Origin of the sequence: Streptomyces sp. NPDC057638, from assembly GCF_042800315.1 — a bacterium.
GTDB lineage: Bacteria > Actinomycetota > Actinomycetes > Streptomycetales > Streptomycetaceae > Streptomyces.
This window is the reverse complement of record NZ_JBHVHF010000040.1, coordinates 21,007-38,411: the sequence shown is the minus strand read 5'-3', so window position 1 is coordinate 38,411 and position 17,405 is coordinate 21,007. Positions and strand designations below refer to the sequence as shown.

The window sequence follows — 17,405 nt, the reverse complement described above, 5'->3', positions numbered from 1 at the left end:
GGATTCAGATATGCGGTTTCACGAGCTGGGCCACGTCGTTCTTGCCGGCCGGGCCGATGCGGGTCGCGACGATCTTCCCGCCCTTGAAGACGTAGAGGGTGGGGATGGCGTTGACGTTGTACGTGGGGGGCGTCTTGGGGCTCTGGTCGATATCGAGGCGGGTGACGGTCAGGCGGTTCGCGTACTCCTTGGCGATGTCTGCCAGGACGGCGTCCAGGGCCCGGCACGGGGCCGACCACTCGGCGCGGAAGACCGCGAGGACGGGCCCGGCGGCCTTGACCACCTTCGCCTCGAAGTTCGTGTCGGTGACATCGACGACTGTGCCGCTCACAGCATTCACTCCTTCACAGGGGCGGGGCGGCGGATGGCCGCCGTGTGCCCGTCGTTCCGGCCGGGGAACCTCTCGGCCGGGTGGTGGGTGGTGCGCCGGTGCCCGGCAGTCCGCCGTTGGCGCCCGTCCCGCGTGGCGGTGGTGGCCTCGGGGGCGGATGGCGACGGGGCCGGTGCCGGTCAGGGGGTGGTGAGGCCGAACCAGTACTCGAAGGTCTCCAGCAGGCCGTTGAGGGTGTTCAGCGGGTCCAGGGCGCCGGTGGTGACGGTGAGTTCGCCGTCGGCGGCGAGCTGGTCGGGGGTGGTCTGGGCGATGGCGAGGCTGTTGAGGCCGACCCGGGTGAGGGTGTAGGTGGCGTCCGCCGTCACGGGGTTGGTCAGGCCGGGGGTGTAGACGAGGACCCCGTTGCGGAGCTGGACCGTGCAGTGGGTGGGGTCGTCGGCGAGACCGCCGGTGATCCTGAAGCCGAGGGTCAGGGGGTGTCCGGCGGCTTCGGGGCCGTTGAGGCGGATGCCGAGGTAGTCGAAGAGCATCTCCAGCGATATCGCCTCCAGTACGGGCTGGGTGATGATCTGCGGGGAGGGGATGTCCGGCGGGGTGCCGTCGGCGGGGCGGGTACGCAATTCGTGCGCGGCGGCGAGATAGAAGTTGCGCCAGGGGCCGCTCTCGGCCTGGTAGCCGAGCTGTTCGAGGACATCGGCCTCCAGGGCGCGGGCCTCCTGGTGCGCCGGGTCGGCGAAGACGGCGTGGGAGAGGAGTTCGGCCGCCCACCGGTAGTCGTCGGCGCCCTTGGCGTCCTCGAACGCCTGCCGGGCCAGCTCCACCACCTTGGTGACACCGCCGATGGCCTCGACGTAGCGGGGGCCGGCCGCCTCGGGCGGCAGCGGGTGCAGATGGGCCGCGTTCCCGTCGTACCAGCCCAGATACCGCTGGTAGACGGCCTTCAGATCATGGTTGACCGTGCCGTAGTACCCCCGGTTGAACCACTGCCCCGCCAGAGACTCCGGAACCTGGGTATCCAGATCCTCGGCGATCTCGGTCATCGTCCGGCCCTGGTTCGCCAGCCGCAGCGCCTGGTCGTGCAGGAACCGGTACAGATCCGCCTGACTGGTCAGGAACGACACGATCGCGTCCGGCGACTCCTCGGTGTTCCACCGGGGCCAGAAATGCGACGCGAACAATGTCTTCGACCGGCCCCCGTACCACTCCACCGACTCGTTCAGATACTGCGACCACCCCTTCGCGTCCCGCACCTGGGCGCCGCGCAGACTGTAGAGGTTGTGCAGGGTCGGGGTGGCGTTCTCCGCCATGCACAGCGCCTCGACATCGGGCAGATAGAAGTTCAGCTCCGCCGGGGCCTCCGTGCCCGGAGTGAGCTGGAACTCCAGATTCACCGGCCCGAACGACACGACATGACCGGGCTTGGCCACCCTGGGGACGACGGTGTACGTCGGTGGCAGCAGACCAGGGGACCCCGAGGACATGCTCTTGCCCAGCCCCGCGTCCACCTGCCCCCGCTCGGACCGCTCCAGCAGCGTGCCGTACATGAACAGCGCCCGCCGCTGCATCGCGTTCCCGGCGTAGACGTTCTCGCTGACCGAGTGCTCCAGGAACCCCTCCGGCGCGATGATGTCCACCCCGTCGGGTAGCCGGCCGCCCTGGAACAGCCCCAGCACACCGCCGTAGTGGTCGAGATGCGAGTGGGTGAAGATCACCGCACGGATCGTGCGGCGCAGGCCCCGGTGCTCGCGGTAGAGCTTCCAGGCGGCCGCCGCGCACTCCTCGCTGATCAGCGGGTCGACCACCACGACCTCCTGGGACGCCCCGGTGGGGTCCTCCAGGAAGGAGATGTTCGACAGGTCCATCCCCCGCACCTGGTACACGGCGTCCGCGACGACCTCGAACAGACCGGTCCTCATGTTCAGCAGCGCGTTGCGCCACAGGCTCGGATTGACCGTGTCCGGGGCGTCCCCGGTCAGGAACGTGTACGGCGCCAGGCTCCACGCGGGCACCGGACTGCCCTCCCGGTCCACCGCGAAGTCCGCGGGCAGCGCCGCGATCAGGCCCCGCGCCGCGAGTGCCGACTCCGGATCCTGACCGTCCGGCGGAACCACCACCGCCGCGTTCAGTTCCCTCGTCAAGGATGTCGCGGGCTGAGAAGTGTCAGACGGCAGACCGGTCAACGTACTCTCCCCTCACTGGGCGGGGCGCACCTCGATGTGAAGCGGCGCGATCCCCGCGATCAAACCTCGGAGCCTTTCCGGAAGAATCGAACGGAGGTGCGGAATATAACGATCCGGCAACCAGAGGCTCCCATCGGTCACCTGATACCGAAAGGGATCAAACCAGCCATCCCGGTACGGCGGACCGGCCGAGGAACGACTGATTCACCGCATCGCGCGCCACATGGAGCGCGACACCGAGGGCGGTCATGGTGGGTGCGAGGTGCGGGTCCCAGGCCGCGCCGATGGGCTGGCCGTCGAGCGGCAGCCGAGGGATTCCCGCGGCCTGGCCGCTCGCGGCCAGGTGCTCGTATGCCGCCGCGGGCAGCTCGCTCATACGGACATCAGGCGCCGGTGCCGACCGTTCCACCCGCATGATCGCGATGTGCTCCAGCGACCTTGTGGCCGATGCGGCACGTGCCTCCGCGGTGTCCGTCGGCTGTCCCGGATGACGCCGGCCACGGCCTCCTCCGAGAGGTAAGCCGTCGCGGCCGACTCGGTCGGTGGGCGCGTCATCGGCTGGGCCGTGGACGGGGAGGTCTCGGGCGCCAGGGACCCGATGACCCGGCCGAAGCCGTGCGGGGTGCGGTCGTCATGCTTGGATAGGCTGCTTTGATGAGTCCCGACCTGACCTTACTGTCGCGTGTCGCCTACCGTGGGCAGGAGGTCACCGCTCCGCGGATCCGTGGCCTCCTCGCCCTGCTCGCGGAGGATGTGCGCAGAGGGTGCACCACCGATCGGCTCGTGGCGGGGCTCTGGCCCGGTGAACTGCCCAAGCGTCCGGAGAAGGCGGTTCAGGTCCTGGTGTCCCGGGTCCGTGGTCAGCTCGGTGCCGATGTCGTGGTCAGCACCCCGCAGGGCTACCGGCTGACGCTCGATGAGCGGCAGGTCGACGCCTCCGTACTGCTGTTGCACGCCACCGCCAGTGCCGAGCAGGCCAGAATGGGGAACCACGCGGGATCGCTGGCCGCCGCCGAGGCCGGGCTCGCGTTGTGGGACGGCTCGCCCGACGGGGACGAGGGGCCCGTGGCCTCGCTGCGTGCCGCGCGGGTCGTCGTGCGCGGTGTGCTCGTACGGGCCCAGGCACTCGCGCTCGCGCGGCTGGGGCGGCACGCGGAGGCGTCCGGGCCGCTGGCCGTCGCCGCGGCGGAGCACCCGCGCGACGAGGAGGTCCTGGCGGAACTGTTGCGCGGGGAGGCCGCCGTGGCGGGCCCGGCCACCGCCCTGACACGGTACGAGGCATACCGGAGCGACCTGCGCGAGGAACTCGGGACGAACCCGGGGCCGGTGCTCAGGGCCGTACAGCAGGAGCTCCTGCGGGGCGTGGCGCCCGTGGTCAGACACGGGGTGCCGCACGAGCCGAATCCCCTGCTGGGGCGGGACGAGGACATCGCCGCGGTGGAAGGGCTGTCGCGCGGGTCGCGGGTGGTGACCGTGGTGGGGCCGGGCGGGCTCGGCAAGACCCGGCTCGCGTACGCCGTCAGTCGGCGTGCCGAGCAGCGCGTCGTCCATGTCGTGCCGCTCTCCGGTGTCACGGCCGACGGGGATGTGGCCGCCGCGGTGGCGTCCGCGCTCGGGACGGGTGAGAGCAGGCACACGGCGGTGAGCGGCCCCGTCCCGGCCGACCCGGTCCCGGGGATCCTCGGGGCACTGGGCCCGGGTCCCGCGCTGCTGGTGCTGGACAACTGCGAGCACCTCATCCGTGGCACCGCCGACCTCGTCCAGGCCCTGGTGTCCTCCTCGAAGGACCTGCGGGTGCTGTGCACCAGCAGGGCCCCGCTGGGACTGACATCGGAGGCCGTGTACGCGCTGCCGGAACTCGACCAGGCGACGTCGGCCGAGCTGTTCACCCAGCGGGCGCGGGCGGCCCGGCCCGGGGTGAGACTGCCCCCGGACGCGGTGGCGGAGCTGTGCGGGCATCTGGACGGGCTGCCGCTGGCCGTGGAACTGGCGGCGGCGCGGGTGCGGGTGATGTCGGTGCCGGAGATCGCCCGGCGAATCGGTGACCGGTTCGCGCTGCTCGTCGGCGGCGCCCGGGACACGCCGACGCGCCATCGCACGCTGCACGCGGTCGTGGAGTGGAGCTGGAACCTGCTCACGGCAGAGGCCCGTGCGGCGCTGCGGACGCTGTCGGTGTTTCCCGGTGGCTTCTCCGGGGCGGCGGCGGAACACGTGCTCGGCGGGGAAGCCCTGCTCCTGCTGGAGCAGTTGGCCGGACAGTCACTGCTCACTGTGGTCGACGCCCCGGTCGGTGTCCGGTGCCGGATGCTGGAGACCGTACGGGAGTTCAGCGCCGCCCGGTGCGCGGAGGCGGGTGAGGACGAGACGGCCGTCGACAGGTTCCTCGACTGGGCACGCGACTTCGGGATCACCCACCACGACGTGCTGTACGGGCCGGACCCGCTGACGTCCTGGGAGCTGATCCGGGCCGAACAGGACAATCTCGTCCTCGCGCTGCGGCACGCACTCGCCCGGGAGGACGGACCTTCGACCGCCGCACTGACCGCGGTGCTCGCCGCTCTGTGGTCGACGGACTCCAACTATCCCCGGCTGGCCGCGCTCGCCGCGGACACCGGTCCGCCGCTGTCGCACTACCGTCCCGAGCCCGCGTACGTCGAGGTCACCCGGGTCGCCGCCGTCCTGTGCACGGCGAGCCTCTTCATGGGCTACCGCCCGCAGTCGACGGTGCTGCGGCAGCTGGTCACGCTGCGTCGGCTGCCCTCCGCTCCGCCGGACACGCTCCTGCGGGCCACCGCCGTCGTGCTGAGCGCGATCCCCGAGATGACTCCGCCCGGGTACGAGGTGCTGCGGCGGCTGTGCGACAGCGGGCCGCCGCTGGTCGCCGGGATCGCCGAGTGTGTCGCCACCTATGTCTGGGAGCATGAGCACGACGCTGATCGCGCCCTGGTGTCAGCCCGTCGGATGATCACCGCGCTGGCGTCGGTGGCCCATCCGTCGCTTCAGGTCATGGCGCACGCCCGCGTGAGCGATATGTGTCTCCAGATGGAGCAGGGCGATACCGCGTACACCCATCTGAAGGCGGCGCTGGACGTGCTGCCCCGGCTCGGCGACGAGCATGACTCGATCGGTATCCGCCGGGGCCTGGCCCTGGCCTGCCTCCAACGGGGTGACCCGGACGAGGCGGAGTACTGGCTGCGCCAGGCCGAGGGGGACGGCACTCAGCCGGGGGCCACGGCACACATCCCCGACCTCGGCGGGCGGGCCGAGATCGCGCTGGCACGGGGGCAGACGGAACAGGGCCTCAGCCTGTGGCGCAGCGCCGTGGAGCGGATGCCCGGCGTGGGCCTGGCGCGGGGTGGTGATCCGTGGCTGGACCCCTGGGCGCTGGAGATCCAGTCGGTCGCGGTGACGGCGCACGCACGCGCCGGCCGGCTCGAACTCGTCGCGGACACCGTCGACCGGCTGCGCCAGCGGCTCCTGACGCTGCTTTCCGGGCCGCCGCGTATGCCCAGGGAGCTCCCTGTGTTCGGGACGGTGCTGCACGCGCTGGGCATGGCGTCGGTCGTGTCGGGGGACGCGTCGGCGGTGCGGTGGATCGCGCTGGCCGAGCGGCTGCGGGTGCTGCGCGAGTTCCAGCCGACGATGTCGGCGGCCCGGGCCCGGCGGGTGGCCGAGGCGGCGGACGCGGCGGTCTACGCGGACGCGGTGGGGCAGTACGCCGCGCTGGAGCGCGACGAACTGCGTGAGGCGGCGCGGCTGCTGGTATCGGCACGCTGATGGGGTTCGGCGGATCGCTCCGCAGGGTCGAAGCGCAGGGTCGAAGCGCAGGGACGAAGAACCTGATCAGGGGGTGTTCCGCTCGATGTCCCGGGGCGGGTTTCAGTGGGTTGAATCCGCTGTGAAACCACGGTGAATGCGGCGTACGGCAGTCTCTGCGCCATGACGACCACGGCATCGCAATCACTAGCCATCGCAGCCAGGGGGCTGCGAAAGTCCTACGGGGAGAAGACGATCCTCGACGGCATCGACCTGATGGTGCCGTCCGGGACCATCTTCTCGCTGCTCGGGCCGAACGGTGCGGGCAAGACCACCACGGTCAAGATCCTCTCCACGCTTGTCACGGGCCTGGCCGACGAGCTGTCCGTCGGCGGATACGACCTGGCCACCGATCCGCAGGGGGTCCGGTCCTCGATCGGTGTCACCGGACAGTTCTCCGCCGTCGACGGGCTGATCACCGGTGAGGAGAACATGCTCCTCATGGCTGACCTGCACCATCTCCCGCGCGGCGAGGGACGGCGCACCGTGGCGGAGCTGCTGGAGCGGTTCCATCTGACGGACGCGGCGAAGAAACCCGCCTCCACCTACTCCGGCGGCATGAAGCGCCGTCTGGACATCGCCATGACCCTCGTCGGCAGTCCGCGGATCATCTTCCTGGACGAGCCGACCACCGGTCTGGACCCGCGCAGCCGGCACAACACCTGGGAGATCATCCGCGAGCTGGTCGCCGACGGTGTCACGGTCTTCCTCACCACCCAGTATCTGGAGGAGGCGGACCAGCTGGCGGACCGGATCGCCGTACTGAGTGACGGCAAGATCGCCGCCGAGGGCACCGCCGAGGAGCTGAAGCGGCTCATCCCGGGAGGTCATGTGCGGCTGCGGTTCGCCGATCCCGCCGCCTACCGGTCGGCGGTCTCCGCGCTGGACCACGCCACCACCGACGACGAGGCGCTGGCGGGCCAGGCACCGAGCGATGACAGCCGGCGCGAGCTGCGGTCGATCCTGGACTGGCTGGACTCGTCCGGTTTCGCCCTGCGTGAGGTCAGCCGGGACAGCGAGGCACTGACGATGAAGATCCCCAGCAACGGCAGCCAGCGGGAGCTGCGCTCGATCCTCGACTGGCTGGACGCCGCGGGCATCGAGGCCGATGAGCTGACCACACACACCCCGGACCTCGATGATGTGTTCTTCGCGCTGACCGGCGGCCTCAAGCAGCCTCAGAAGGAGGCCGTCCGATGAGCTCCCTGTCCCTCGCCGTACGCGACTCGACCACGATGGTCCGCCGCAACCTGCTGCACGCGCGCCGCTACCCGGCGCTGACCCTGAACGTGGTGCTGACACCCCTCATTCTGCTGCTGCTGTTCGTCTACGTCTTCGGTGATGTGATGAGCACGGGCCTCGGTGGCGGTGGTGGGGGCCGGTCAGACTATGCGGCCTATCTCGCCTATCTCGCCCCGGGCATCCTGATGATGACCATCGGTACCACCTTGGTCGGGACCTCGGTCTCCGTGGCCGACGATATGACCGAGGGCATCATGGCCCGCTTCCGGACGATGGCGATCCACCGCGGCTCGGTGCTGATCGGGCATGTCGCGGGCAGTGTGCTGCGGTCGGTCATCAGCGTGACCCTCGTCGGCGCCGTCGCGGTGGCCATCGGCTTCCGCTCGGTGGACGCGACGGCCCTGGAGTGGCTGGCGGCGTTCCTGCTGCTCGCGCTGGTAGCGCTGGCGTTCACCTGGATGGCTATCGCCGTGGGCATGGCCAGCCCCCATGGTGAGGCGGCCGGGAACAATGCCGTCCCGCTGGTCATCCTGCCCTTTATCTCCAGCGCTTTCGTACCGGTCGACGAGATGCCGGGCTGGTTCCAGCCGGTCGCCGAGTACCAGCCGTTCACACCCGCGATCGAGACGCTGCGCGGTCTGCTGCTGGGCAGCGAGATCGGCACCAGCGGCTGGCTCACCCTGGCCTGGTGCGTGGCCCTGGCCGTACTCGGCTACCAGTGGTCGAAAGCGCTGTTCAACCGCGCGTCGCGGTGACCCCGAGCACGGGCTGACATCCCCCGCAGCCCGTAGGGCCCCGGGGCGGAGCACTCCGCCCCGGGGCACACCGCGCCCCGGGCCGGGCCTCTTGTCCCGCCCGTGCCCCGGCCGGTGGTGCCAACGCCGTACAGGTCCGGTACCGGCCGCCCCGCACGGTTCGTGCGGCCGCGGGGATCCTGCCACGAAGGGAGACACAGGTCATGTCCACCGCGAGGACCAACGGCGTGAGGGGAGCGGGCCACGGCTTCGACCGGACCCGTTGGCAGCGCCGTCTCGACCGGCTGCGCCACCAGCACCACGTACCGGGCGCGGCCCTGGCTGCCGCTGGTGTTCGGGACGCTGCCCGACCGTACGTCCCGTGTGCACTTCGGCATGCGGGCCGCGCCGAAGATCTCCGGATGAGCGCGCTGTCCCGGATACCGGCCGGTCCGCGTCCCGGTTCCGGGGTGGGCCGTGCCTCAGCGGCCGTGCCGGGGATCGGGCAGCCCGCGCCGGTCCAGCTTGCCGTTGGGCCCCAGTGGGAGCCTGTCCAGGATGACGAAGGCGGAGGGAATCATGACGTCGGGGAGGCGGTCAGCGACGAACCGCCGCAGCTTGCGGGGGGCGAGGGGCATATCCACCGCACCGGAATCCGGTCGGGACGCGGCCGACGAGCCGGGTGTTCCTTCGGCGGCGTCGGCTCCGGCGGGCACGATGTAGGCGACGATCAAGCCGCCGCCGGATCGCGGGGCGGGGTGGACGGCAATCGCGGCGTGGGCGATGCCGGGGTGGTCCGTCAGGACCGCTTCGATCTCGGCGGGCTCGATCCGGATGCCCGCACCTTGAGCTGGCTGTCCACGCGCCCCAGGTACTCAAGCTGCCCGTCGGCGTTCCAGCGGGCCAGGTCGCCCCTACGGTACATGCGCCGCCCCGGCAGATCGACGTCACACCCGGCAGGACGGGAACGAGCCCGGGGCCGAGGACGTAGGCGCGCATGTTGCCGAGCGGGCGGCCGATCGGGACGGGCCCCGGTCCGGGGCGCGCCCGGTGGCACCGGGTTCAACGCCCCGTCCAGGACGTAGACCCGCATATTGCCCAGCGGCTCCCCGAGGGGGATCCCGCCCTCGCCATCCCAGGCGTCGGGGATGGTGAACGTCATGGCGTAGAAATCCTCGGTCTGCCCGTAGCCGTTGATCACACGGGTGCCGGGCATCATGCTGCGGATCTTGCGCAGGAGCTCGGGCGGGAACGTCTCACCGGCCAGGACCACGGTGTCGAGACGCGGTCCGGCGGTGCGCCGGTCGAGCACCTCGCCCAGCGCCGAGGGGACCGTGTGCACCACGCGTCCCTCCCAGTCCCCTCCCTCATGGTCCCCTCCCTCGCCGAGGACGAGGACATCGCGGACCAGCTCGACGCAGCCGCCCGTGGTCAGCGTGAGGAAGTACTCGAACACCGAGATGTCGAAGTTGATGGACGCGGTGCCGAGCATCCGTGACCCGGGACCCGAGCCGAGTATCCCGGCCAGCCGTGTGATGGGGTTGACGATGTTGGCGTGGGTCAGCGCCGCGCCCTTGGGGGTGCCGGTGGAGCCCGAGGTGTACATGACGTATGCCAGGTTCTCCGGGCCCGAGTCCGCCGTCGGCACACCCGTGGGCGCGTCGGTGTCCAGGCCGAGGTCCTCCAGGTGGAGCCTGGGCACATCGGTGGCGGGCAGCGCGGGCCCGGTCGCCCGGTCGGTGAGCAGGAGGACTGGACGGGCGTCCGACAGCATGAACACCAGCCGGTCGCTGGAGTACTTGGGGTCGATCGGCAGATAGGCCGCACCGGACTTGAGGATGCCGAGCGCCGCCGCCACCAGGTCGGCCGAGCGGGGCAGCGCGAGCCCGACGAGGGTCTCGGGACCGGCTCCGCGACGCCTCAGCTCGACCGCCATCCGGTCGGCCCGCTCGTTGAGTTCACGGTAGGTCCAGAGGACATCACCATGCCGCACCGCGATGGCCCCGGGAGTGGCGGCGGCCTGGCGCTCAATGAGCCGGTGGACCGTCTCGTCGGGGACCTCGGTGGCGGTGTCGTTGAACGCCGCGATCCGCGCGCGGTCCTCCGGACCCAGGGGGTCCACGGCGGCGATCCGCTGACCGGGGTCGGCCAGCACCTCCCGCAGGATCCGCAGCAGCCGGTCGCCCATGCTCTCCACGGTGTCCCGCGCGAACACGTCCTGCCGGTATTCGAGGGAGAGCTGAAGCCGTCCCGTGGCCACGGCGATCACGGCCAGCGGGTAGTGCGTGCTGCCCGCGTAAGGCCGGATGCCGGTGCAGGTGATCCCGGCCTGGGCGTTCGCCTCCGTCAGCCCGGACTGATCCATGGGGTAGGACTCGTAGACGACGAGGGTGTCGAAGAGTGTGGGGATTCCGGTGGCTTGCTGGATGTCGGCGAGGCTGTGGTGGTGGTCGAGGAGGGTGGCGGCACTGGAGGAGCCCGGGACGCGGGAAGGGGAGTCAGTGTGGACTACGGACTGATGTCGTTCGGCGTGGCGCTCGGCGAGCCCGCCGCCGTCTCGGATGTCGTGAGGGAGTACACGGAGGATGTCCAGCGGGTGCTGGAGCACGGCTACCGCACCCTCCATCGCAGCCCCGACGAGGTCGGTCTCACCGACCTCGCCGAGGAGGCCGCCCGCGCCGCCCTGGCGGCGTCGGGGACGGATCCGGCGGAACTGGACCTGGTGGTGCTCGCTATCACCGACATCCCCGAGTACCTGTACTGGGACCCGGCGGCCTCACTTCAGGCGCGCCTGGGTGCGCACCGGGCGGAGGCGGTGCTCATCGGCCAGGGCTGTGTGGGCGGGGTGACCTGCTTCGACCTGCTCGCCGGCCGGTTCGCCACACATCCCGAGTACCAGCGGGCGCTGGTGGTGGGGGCGAACCGGACATGCGAGGCGTACTGGAACCGGATGGAGACCCACTCGCTGCTGTTCTCCGACGGCGCGGCGGCGGCCGTGGCGGGGCGCGGCCATCCCCGGATGCGCTGGCGGGCCAGCGATGTGATCAGTGATGGTCGCTACGCCGATCTCTTTCTGCTGGAAGAGGGCGGCGCCGCCGCCCCGTTCCGGGGCGGCGAGCGGCCGAGGCCCGCGCGCGACGCCTGGGACCTGATGGAGTTCTTCGCGTACGACGCGGATCGCTTCGAGGCGTTCGCGGACCTTCTCAACGATCGGGTGCGCGAGGTTGTGACGCGGGCTTGCGAGCGGCTCGGGGTGTCGGCGCTCGACCTGGCCAGGGTGGTGCTGCTCAACGACAACATCGGCACCCTGACGAAGGCGGCCGACCGGCTGGGTGTTCCGCTGGAGCGTACGAATGCGGAGATCTCCCTGGCGCGTGGCCACTTCGGGGCGGCGGATCATCTGCTGAACCTCCAGTACCACCTGGAGTCCGGCGACCTCGGCGAGGGCGATCTGGTCGCCCTCGCTGCCACGGGGCGTGGCATGCACTGGGGTTGTGCCCTCATCGAGTGCTGACGAGGGGTCCGGCGCCCATGGCGCCCCCCGGGGTCCCGTCTCCGCGCCGGGGCCTCCGCGCGCCGGTCACGTGAGTACGAGGGAGGTCAGCGCCCCAGCTGGGCGTCGAGCCAGGTGAGGATCTCGGGGGTGACCGGGTCGGTGATGTCCGCGAACTCGCGGTGCTTGGTGAGGAACTTGGACACGTAGGGGCAGGCGGGGACGATCCGCTTCCCGGAGGCGCGGACGTCGGTGAGGGCCTGTGTGACGAGGATCGCGGCGAGTCCCCGGCCGGCGTAGGTGTCGTCGATCTCGGTGTGGAAGAAGACCCGCTGGTTGTCGCGGTCGCGGTAGGCGGTCAGGCCGGCGCGGGCGTCGTCGACGAGGATCTCGTAGCGGTGGCGGGTGTCGGCGTGGCGGACGACGGGGGCGCTGGTGGGCTGCTCGCTCATGAGGGCGGCCTTCCGGTTCGGGGAGGGGTTCTTGCGGGGCGAGGGGTTCTTGCGGGGTGTGATGACGGCGTGGGGCAGGGCGGGGGCGGGCAGCCGCTCGCCGGGGTAGCCCTCGACGGTGCCGAAGCGGTCGGAGGCGCGCTCCCAGTCCTCCCGCGCCTCGACGATGTCCTGGTGGCTGCGGCCGATGAAGTTCCACCACATCACGATCTCCTCCTCGAACGGCGGCCCGCCCAGGAGGACCGTCCGGGCCGGGCGGTCGGAGTCGTTGGTGAGGGTGAGGGTGGTGCGGCCGGGGGCGGCGTAGCCGAGTTCCGCGGGGCGCAGGGGGGTCGCGCCGAGGCGGACGTCGCCGTCGTCGACGAGGAGTCCGTGTTCGAAGCCGGGGTCGACATCGAGGGCGACGGTGGCATGGGCGTCGATGAGGATCTCGGCGCCCAGCAGCGGGGTGAAGGTGCGCACGGGGGAGGTTTCGCCCGCGAGCGTGCCCAGGAAGACCCGCAGTTCCGCGCCGTCGACGCGCAGCGGCGTGGGCGCGTGGTGCTGGAAATCGCGCGGTGCGTGGCGGTGTCCGTCGGGGAGGACCACCCAGAGCTGGACGCCGTGGAGCACGGTGGTGCCGGGGGTGGAGACCTCCGTATGGCTGATGCCGTGGCCCCCGGTCATGAGGTTGATCTCGCCGGGCCGTACGAAGGCGTGCGTGCCCAGGCTGTCGCGGTGCTCGATCTCCCCGCTGAACAGCCAGCTGACGGTCTGGAGCCCGGTGTGGGGGTGGGGCGCGACGTCCATGCCGCCGGAGTCGGAGACCCGGTCGGGGCCGTAGTGGTCGGCGAAGCACCAGGCCCCGATGAGCGTCCGGGCCCGCTGTGGCAGGGTGCGCCGTACGGTCATCGCCCGCGGTCCGCCCAGCGGGACGTCCCGGGCGGTGAGGACCTCGATGCCGGCCTCGACACCGGCCTCGATGCCGGTACCCGTGTGATCCATGTCCCGCGCCCTTCCCGAGTGAAGTAGTTTCATTTTCAACAATTATGGGTGATCATAGATCCGAAGGCAACCCGAGACAACAGACGGAGGAGTACGAGTGACCGAGACCGCGCAGGCCCCGGAAGCCCACCGGTCCAACGGGCGGGTCTATATCGACAAGCAGAGCCCCGCCGCCTACCAGGCGCTGGTCAGGACGGCCGACGCCGTCCGTACGACGGCCGCCGAGGCCGGCCTGGACCGGATCCTGGTCGAGCTGGTCAACCTCCGGGTGTCCCAGCTCAACGGCTGCGCCGTCTGCCTCGACGTCCACACCCGGGCCGCGCTGCGCGCCGGGGAATCCACCCGGCGCCTCGGGGTGCTCGCCGCCTGGCGGGACACGGAGCTCTTCACCGCCCGGGAGCGCGCGTCCCTCGCGCTGGCCGAGGCCACCACCCACCCCGCCGACGCCCTCGCCCAGGAGCGGGCGTACGCGCAGGCGGGGCAGGTGCTCGACGACGACGAGATCGCCGCCGTCATCTGGGTGGCGATCACGATCAACGCCTTCAACCGGGTCTCGATCCTGAGCAAGCACCCGGTACGGGAGACTCCCGCCCGCTGACCCGCTACGGGGCCGCCGCCCAGCCCGCGCCCGGGGCCGAGAGCCGCCGGACCGCCACCGCGCCCGTGGCGGGCAGCGCCAGCGCTGCTGGTGCCGGCCCTGGACGAGTTGCCCCGCCTGCCCGCCGCGCACGCCCCCGTGGGCGGGGACCCGGCTCGGGCGGCCCGCGGGCGGTGTCCGGGCGCGGATGTCCAGAGCCCGCCGGTGCCGCCGGAGCCCTGCCGGTGATCATCGAGGCGGGCGTGCCGGTCACCGCGGTGCGCTTCCAGGGTTGCGGGCGCTTCAGGTACTTCAGGTACTTCGGAGGTTCAGGTACTTCGGAGGTTTCGGAATTGCGGGGTTCCGGAATTGCGGGGTTCCGGGGTTCCGGGGGGTGAGCCCGTCTCCCACCCCCCGCCGATGTCAGAACAGGCCGTTGGCGTGGGGGAGTTCGGCCGGTACCGGAGCGATGACGTCCCAGTGCTCGACGATCTTGCCGTCGGCCACCCGGAAGAGGTCGTAGTACGCCACCGGGACACCGAACTCGCCCTCGGACTGGACCAGGACGAACTCGCCCTCGGCGATGATCCTGTGGACGGTCTGGTAGCGGAGGCTCCTGCCCTGCTCGGCCCAGGTCGCGGCGGCCGCCCCGAAACCGGCCAGGCCGTCGGCGGCCTCCGGGTTGTGCTGGTGGTAGCTCTCGGTCGAGATGTAGTCGGTGAGCACCGAGTAGTCGGCGCCGACCAGGACCCTCCGGGCGAACTCGGCGACCAGCGCGCGGTTGGCCTCGGTCGCCTCCGGCGCGGTGACCTGGGCGGGACCGTCGGTCTGCGAGCGGCCGGAGGCGGTGTCCCCGACCGCGGGGGTCAGGGCGTCCCAGTGCTCGGCGAGCCTGCCGTCGGCGTCGACGCGGAAGATGTCGAAGGCGACCAGCGGTTCGGGGCCGAAGCCGTGGTAGGTGCCGTGCAGCGCCACCAGGTCGCCGTCGGCGATCACCCGGGCTCCCTCGTAACGGAAGCCCTCCGGCAGCCCGGCGACCAGCCCTCGCAGGGCCTCGGGGCCGTCGGCGGCCAGGGAGCTGTGCTGACGGTAGTCGGCGGCGACCCAGCGGTCCACCGCGCTCGGGTCCTTCCGGCCGAACAGTTCGCCGGTGGCGGACAGGACGGTGTTCTTGGCGTTGCTCATCACGGGTCGTCTCCTCGCGAGATCAGGTCGGGTCAGCCCGGGTCGGTCATGGATGGAGGCCGGGGGTGCGCACCGGGGGACAGGTCGGCCGCGAGCGGGATGTGGTGCGCTCGCTCCTCTTGCTGTTTTCCGACAGTGTCGTGTCGCCGGATGCGCTGACCCGCTCAATCTAGGGGCCCTGTGCAGGGTGAATCGGATACGCTGACGACTTACGATGGTCAAAAAGCGACACGATGCCGCTCGGGGCATCCCGGAGATCTTCTTCGCCGCGCCCGCCGGAACCCCCGCCGGCGTGGAAGTGCTGCCCCTGGCGGACCTGCGCCGGCGCGTCCCCGCCGAGCGGCTCAGGGCTCCCCAGCGCCCGGACTTCCACCACCTGATCACCCTCACCCAGGGCACCCTGCGGCACACGGTCGACTTCACCGCCTACGCGCTCGACCCCGGCCCCTGGCTCTGGGTGCGCCCCGGCCAGGTACAGCAGTGGGGCGACCTCACCCACGCCGAAGGCACCCTGATCCTGTTCCGCCAGGACTTCCTCGACCCGGCCACCACCGGCGGTGCCCGTCTGGAGAACCCGCACGCGCCGATCCTGCGGCGTCCCCTTCCCGGTGACGCCACGGCCCTGAGGCTGGCCACCGACCACCTCACCGCCGAGTTCCACGCCTTGGGACGTCTGCCCCTGGAGGTCCATACCTCGGCCCTGCGCCACCTGCTGGCCGTACTCGTCCTGCGTCTGGCCCACCTCACCACGCCCGCCGACGGTCCCGTACCCGAGCCTGACGCCACGTATCTACGGTTCCGCGACGCAGTGGAGCAGGACTTCACCCGCACCCGCCGGGTCGAGGACTACGCCGAGGCGCTCGGCTACTCGCCGCGCACCCTCTCCCGCGCGACCCTCGCCGCCACCGGTCTCGGTGCCAAGGAGTTCGTCGACCGTCGCGTCATCCTCGAAGCCAAGCGCCTCCTGGCGCACAGCGACCGGACCGCCGCCCGCATCGCCGACCAGCTGGGCTTCTCCAGCGCGACCCACTTCAGCAAGTACTTCAACCAGCGCACCGGACAGCCTCCGATCGTCTTCCGCGACACGGTCCGCGGGCACCCCGTGAGGTGACATCCCGGGTACCCGCCCGCCCCGCGTGGCTTCGGTACGGTTACGGTGGCCCGATCATCCTGCCTCCCGGAGAATCGGGGGCATACTCGGAAGGAGGCCGCATGGCGGTCCATGTGAAGGATGTGCCCGAGGCGAAACGCTACGAGGCCCGCATCGACGGTGAGCCCGGGGTGGCGGGTTTCGCGGACTACATCCGTACGCCGGAACTCGTGGCGTTCGTCCACACCGAGGTGGCACCGGAGCACGAGGGCAAGAAGGTGGGGTCGGCACTGGCCCGCGCGGCCCTCGACGGGGCGCGGGCCGCGAACCTGAGGGTGCTGGCGACCTGTCCCTTCATCGCGGGCTGGATCGCCCGCCACCCTGAGTACCAGGACCTGCTCTACCAGTCCCGCAGCAGCGTCAGCGACTGAACCACCGGGCACACCGAGAACGGAGGGCCGCTCGTTCGGCAGCTGGCTACGAGCTTGAGCCGCAGGTGCGAACCGGTCGAAGGCTGAGAACTGTGGCGTGAGGCAGGGCGACTGGTCCCTCCGCCTTGGTGCGGACTCTGACCTGTCGCTGGTCGGTGCGGACCAGCTCACCGCAGAGGACGCGGGTGGCCGTGCGCACCTCGACCAGATGCGTGGTGGGGCTACCCGTCGTCATCCAGGCGAGAACGACGGCGACGACAACGAGGGCCATTCCCAGCACACAGCAGGTGAAGGCCCAGGCCAGCGCCCGGGTGACCCGGGTGACCTCGCGCTCGGTCCAGCGTCGCAGCGACTGGCCACCCAGCAGGATCTCACCGCCCGGGGTCCCATGAGCCGCTCGGGCCGCCAGGAGGAAGCCCACCAGAAGCAGGACGAACGCTGACACCAGGACGCTGAGTGCCGTGTGCCGTGCCCACACCGGTAGCTCGGCCAGATTGTCCCGGCCCTTCAGCAGGACGAGCACCGCCAGGAGTGCTGTCAGCCCGGTGAGGCCGTTACGCCAGCCCTCGGCCTGTCTGCGCAGTTCCGGAAGCCGGGTGAACTCCAGGTCGCGGGCGAGTTCGGCCCAGCGCCGGTCGGAGTGTGCGGTCACGGCCGGATCCTCCAGCTTGCCCCACAGCCCTGGAACGAGGTGTCCGGTGGCGAATGCGGATGGTGGTGCCCGCACTCGCAGTAGTGCACCTCATGGGTCAGGGGATGGCGATCGACAGTCCTTCCGCTCGCGGGGGCCGCTCCGAACAGCCGGTCGCGTATCCCCTTGCCGCCGGTGCCTGGTATGGCCCACGGGAAGGTCGTCTCCGTACGGCCATGACAGCGTGGACAGGTGC

At 71.1% G+C, this 17,405-nt stretch carries 15 protein-coding genes and 1 pseudogene; 7 read left to right on the top strand and 9 right to left on the bottom strand.

Annotated elements, in window-relative coordinates; genetic code table 11:
- Positions 1–4 precede the first annotated feature (4 nt).
- From ACFVIM_RS08645 to ACFVIM_RS08635, 3 genes are all read right to left on the bottom strand, one after another.
- Entirely contained in the window at positions 5–331 is a 327-nt protein-coding gene (locus tag ACFVIM_RS08645) for a thioredoxin family protein (RefSeq protein ID WP_384299927.1), read from the bottom strand.
- A 179-nt stretch (positions 332–510) separates the two neighbouring features.
- On the bottom strand, positions 511–2,472 hold the full coding sequence (locus tag ACFVIM_RS08640) for an alkyl/aryl-sulfatase (RefSeq protein ID WP_384299926.1): 1,962 nt from the start codon (positions 2,470–2,472) through the stop codon (positions 511–513).
- Positions 2,473–2,671: 199 nt separating this feature from the next.
- Positions 2,672–2,890, bottom strand: a complete 219-nt coding sequence (locus ACFVIM_RS08635; RefSeq protein WP_384299925.1) for a hypothetical protein — start codon at positions 2,888–2,890, stop codon at positions 2,672–2,674.
- A gap of 278 nt (positions 2,891–3,168) precedes the next feature.
- Here ACFVIM_RS08635 and ACFVIM_RS08630 point away from each other — a divergent pair, with 278 nt between their 5' ends.
- The 3 genes from ACFVIM_RS08630 (at position 3,169) to ACFVIM_RS08620 (ending at position 8,327) form a co-directional block, all read left to right on the top strand.
- Positions 3,169–6,291 (top strand): BTAD domain-containing putative transcriptional regulator, encoded by a 3,123-nt coding sequence (locus tag ACFVIM_RS08630; protein WP_384299924.1) that lies wholly within the window; start codon positions 3,169–3,171, stop codon positions 6,289–6,291.
- Between the two features lie 162 nt (positions 6,292–6,453).
- Complete coding sequence (locus ACFVIM_RS08625; RefSeq protein ID WP_384299923.1) at positions 6,454–7,530, top strand: ATP-binding cassette domain-containing protein; 1,077 nt, start codon at positions 6,454–6,456, stop codon at positions 7,528–7,530.
- The gene (locus ACFVIM_RS08620) at positions 7,527–8,327 is read left to right on the top strand and encodes an ABC transporter permease (protein WP_384299922.1); all 801 of its coding nucleotides are present in this window, start codon (positions 7,527–7,529) and stop codon (positions 8,325–8,327) included. The genes ACFVIM_RS08625 and ACFVIM_RS08620 overlap by 4 nt, the downstream gene beginning before the upstream one ends.
- A 461-nt stretch (positions 8,328–8,788) precedes the next feature.
- Here ACFVIM_RS08620 and ACFVIM_RS08615 read toward each other — a convergent pair whose 3' ends face one another.
- Positions 8,789–9,076, bottom strand: a complete 288-nt coding sequence (locus ACFVIM_RS08615) for a hypothetical protein (protein WP_384299929.1) — start codon at positions 9,074–9,076, stop codon at positions 8,789–8,791.
- Positions 9,077–9,105: 29 nt separating this feature from the next.
- Positions 9,106–10,914 (bottom strand): AMP-binding protein, encoded by a 1,809-nt coding sequence (locus ACFVIM_RS08610; protein WP_384299921.1) that lies wholly within the window; start codon positions 10,912–10,914, stop codon positions 9,106–9,108.
- On the opposite strand from ACFVIM_RS08610, the gene ACFVIM_RS08605 reads away from it, so the two are divergent.
- Positions 10,873–11,820, top strand: coding sequence for a 3-oxoacyl-[acyl-carrier-protein] synthase III C-terminal domain-containing protein (locus ACFVIM_RS08605; protein ID WP_384299920.1), 948 nt, complete (start codon positions 10,873–10,875; stop codon positions 11,818–11,820). The two genes, ACFVIM_RS08610 and ACFVIM_RS08605, sit on opposite strands and share 42 nt — an antisense overlap.
- An 86-nt stretch (positions 11,821–11,906) precedes the next feature.
- On the opposite strand, the gene ACFVIM_RS08600 is transcribed toward ACFVIM_RS08605, so the two are convergent.
- Both ACFVIM_RS08600 and ACFVIM_RS08595 read right to left on the bottom strand, forming a co-directional pair.
- A complete protein-coding gene (locus ACFVIM_RS08600; protein WP_384299928.1) occupies positions 11,907–12,251 on the bottom strand; it encodes a GNAT family N-acetyltransferase in 345 nt (114 codons plus the stop codon).
- Between the two features lie 36 nt (positions 12,252–12,287).
- Positions 12,288–13,235 (bottom strand): annotated as a pseudogene (locus ACFVIM_RS08595) (pirin family protein); the annotation flags it as partial.
- A gap of 97 nt (positions 13,236–13,332) precedes the next feature.
- Between ACFVIM_RS08595 and ACFVIM_RS08590 the strand changes: the two are divergent.
- Positions 13,333–13,833, top strand: coding sequence for a carboxymuconolactone decarboxylase family protein (locus ACFVIM_RS08590; RefSeq protein ID WP_384299919.1), 501 nt, complete (start codon positions 13,333–13,335; stop codon positions 13,831–13,833).
- Positions 13,834–14,235: 402 nt separating this feature from the next.
- On the opposite strand, the gene ACFVIM_RS08585 is transcribed toward ACFVIM_RS08590, so the two are convergent.
- Complete coding sequence (locus ACFVIM_RS08585) at positions 14,236–14,997, bottom strand: nuclear transport factor 2 family protein (RefSeq protein ID WP_384299918.1); 762 nt, start codon at positions 14,995–14,997, stop codon at positions 14,236–14,238.
- A gap of 214 nt (positions 14,998–15,211) precedes the next feature.
- Between ACFVIM_RS08585 and ACFVIM_RS08580 the strand changes: the two genes are divergently transcribed.
- Together ACFVIM_RS08580 and ACFVIM_RS08575 are read left to right on the top strand one after the other, a co-directional pair.
- Entirely contained in the window at positions 15,212–16,108 is an 897-nt protein-coding gene (locus tag ACFVIM_RS08580; protein ID WP_384299917.1) for a helix-turn-helix transcriptional regulator, read from the top strand.
- Between the two features lie 101 nt (positions 16,109–16,209).
- Positions 16,210–16,518 carry a GNAT family N-acetyltransferase gene (locus ACFVIM_RS08575; RefSeq protein ID WP_384299916.1) on the top strand — a complete coding sequence of 103 codons (309 nt, stop codon included), beginning with the start codon at positions 16,210–16,212 and terminating at the stop codon, positions 16,516–16,518.
- 46 nt (positions 16,519–16,564) lie between these two features.
- Here the strand turns inward: ACFVIM_RS08575 and ACFVIM_RS08570 are convergent, their stop codons facing one another.
- The gene (locus ACFVIM_RS08570) at positions 16,565–17,170 is read right to left on the bottom strand and encodes a hypothetical protein (RefSeq protein ID WP_384299915.1); all 606 of its coding nucleotides are present in this window, start codon (positions 17,168–17,170) and stop codon (positions 16,565–16,567) included.
- Positions 17,171–17,405: the final 235 nt, after the last annotated feature.

Excerpts from the sequence above, each read along its gene's own strand:
- ACFVIM_RS08635 (WP_384299925.1), bottom strand. The coding sequence starts at position 2,890 with ATGAGCGAGCTGCCCGCGGCGGCATACGAGCACCTGGCCGCGAGCGGC.
- ACFVIM_RS08620 (WP_384299922.1), top strand. The coding sequence starts at position 7,527 with ATGAGCTCCCTGTCCCTCGCCGTACGCGACTCGACCACGATGGTCCGC.
- ACFVIM_RS08630 (WP_384299924.1), top strand. The coding sequence starts at position 3,169 with ATGAGTCCCGACCTGACCTTACTGTCGCGTGTCGCCTACCGTGGGCAG.
- ACFVIM_RS08625 (WP_384299923.1), top strand. The coding sequence starts at position 6,454 with ATGACGACCACGGCATCGCAATCACTAGCCATCGCAGCCAGGGGGCTG.
- ACFVIM_RS08585 (WP_384299918.1), bottom strand. The coding sequence starts at position 14,997 with ATGAGCAACGCCAAGAACACCGTCCTGTCCGCCACCGGCGAACTGTTC.
- ACFVIM_RS08580 (WP_384299917.1), top strand. The coding sequence starts at position 15,212 with ATGGTCAAAAAGCGACACGATGCCGCTCGGGGCATCCCGGAGATCTTC.
- ACFVIM_RS08600 (WP_384299928.1), bottom strand. The coding sequence starts at position 12,251 with ATGAGCGAGCAGCCCACCAGCGCCCCCGTCGTCCGCCACGCCGACACC.
- ACFVIM_RS08575 (WP_384299916.1), top strand. The coding sequence starts at position 16,210 with ATGGCGGTCCATGTGAAGGATGTGCCCGAGGCGAAACGCTACGAGGCC.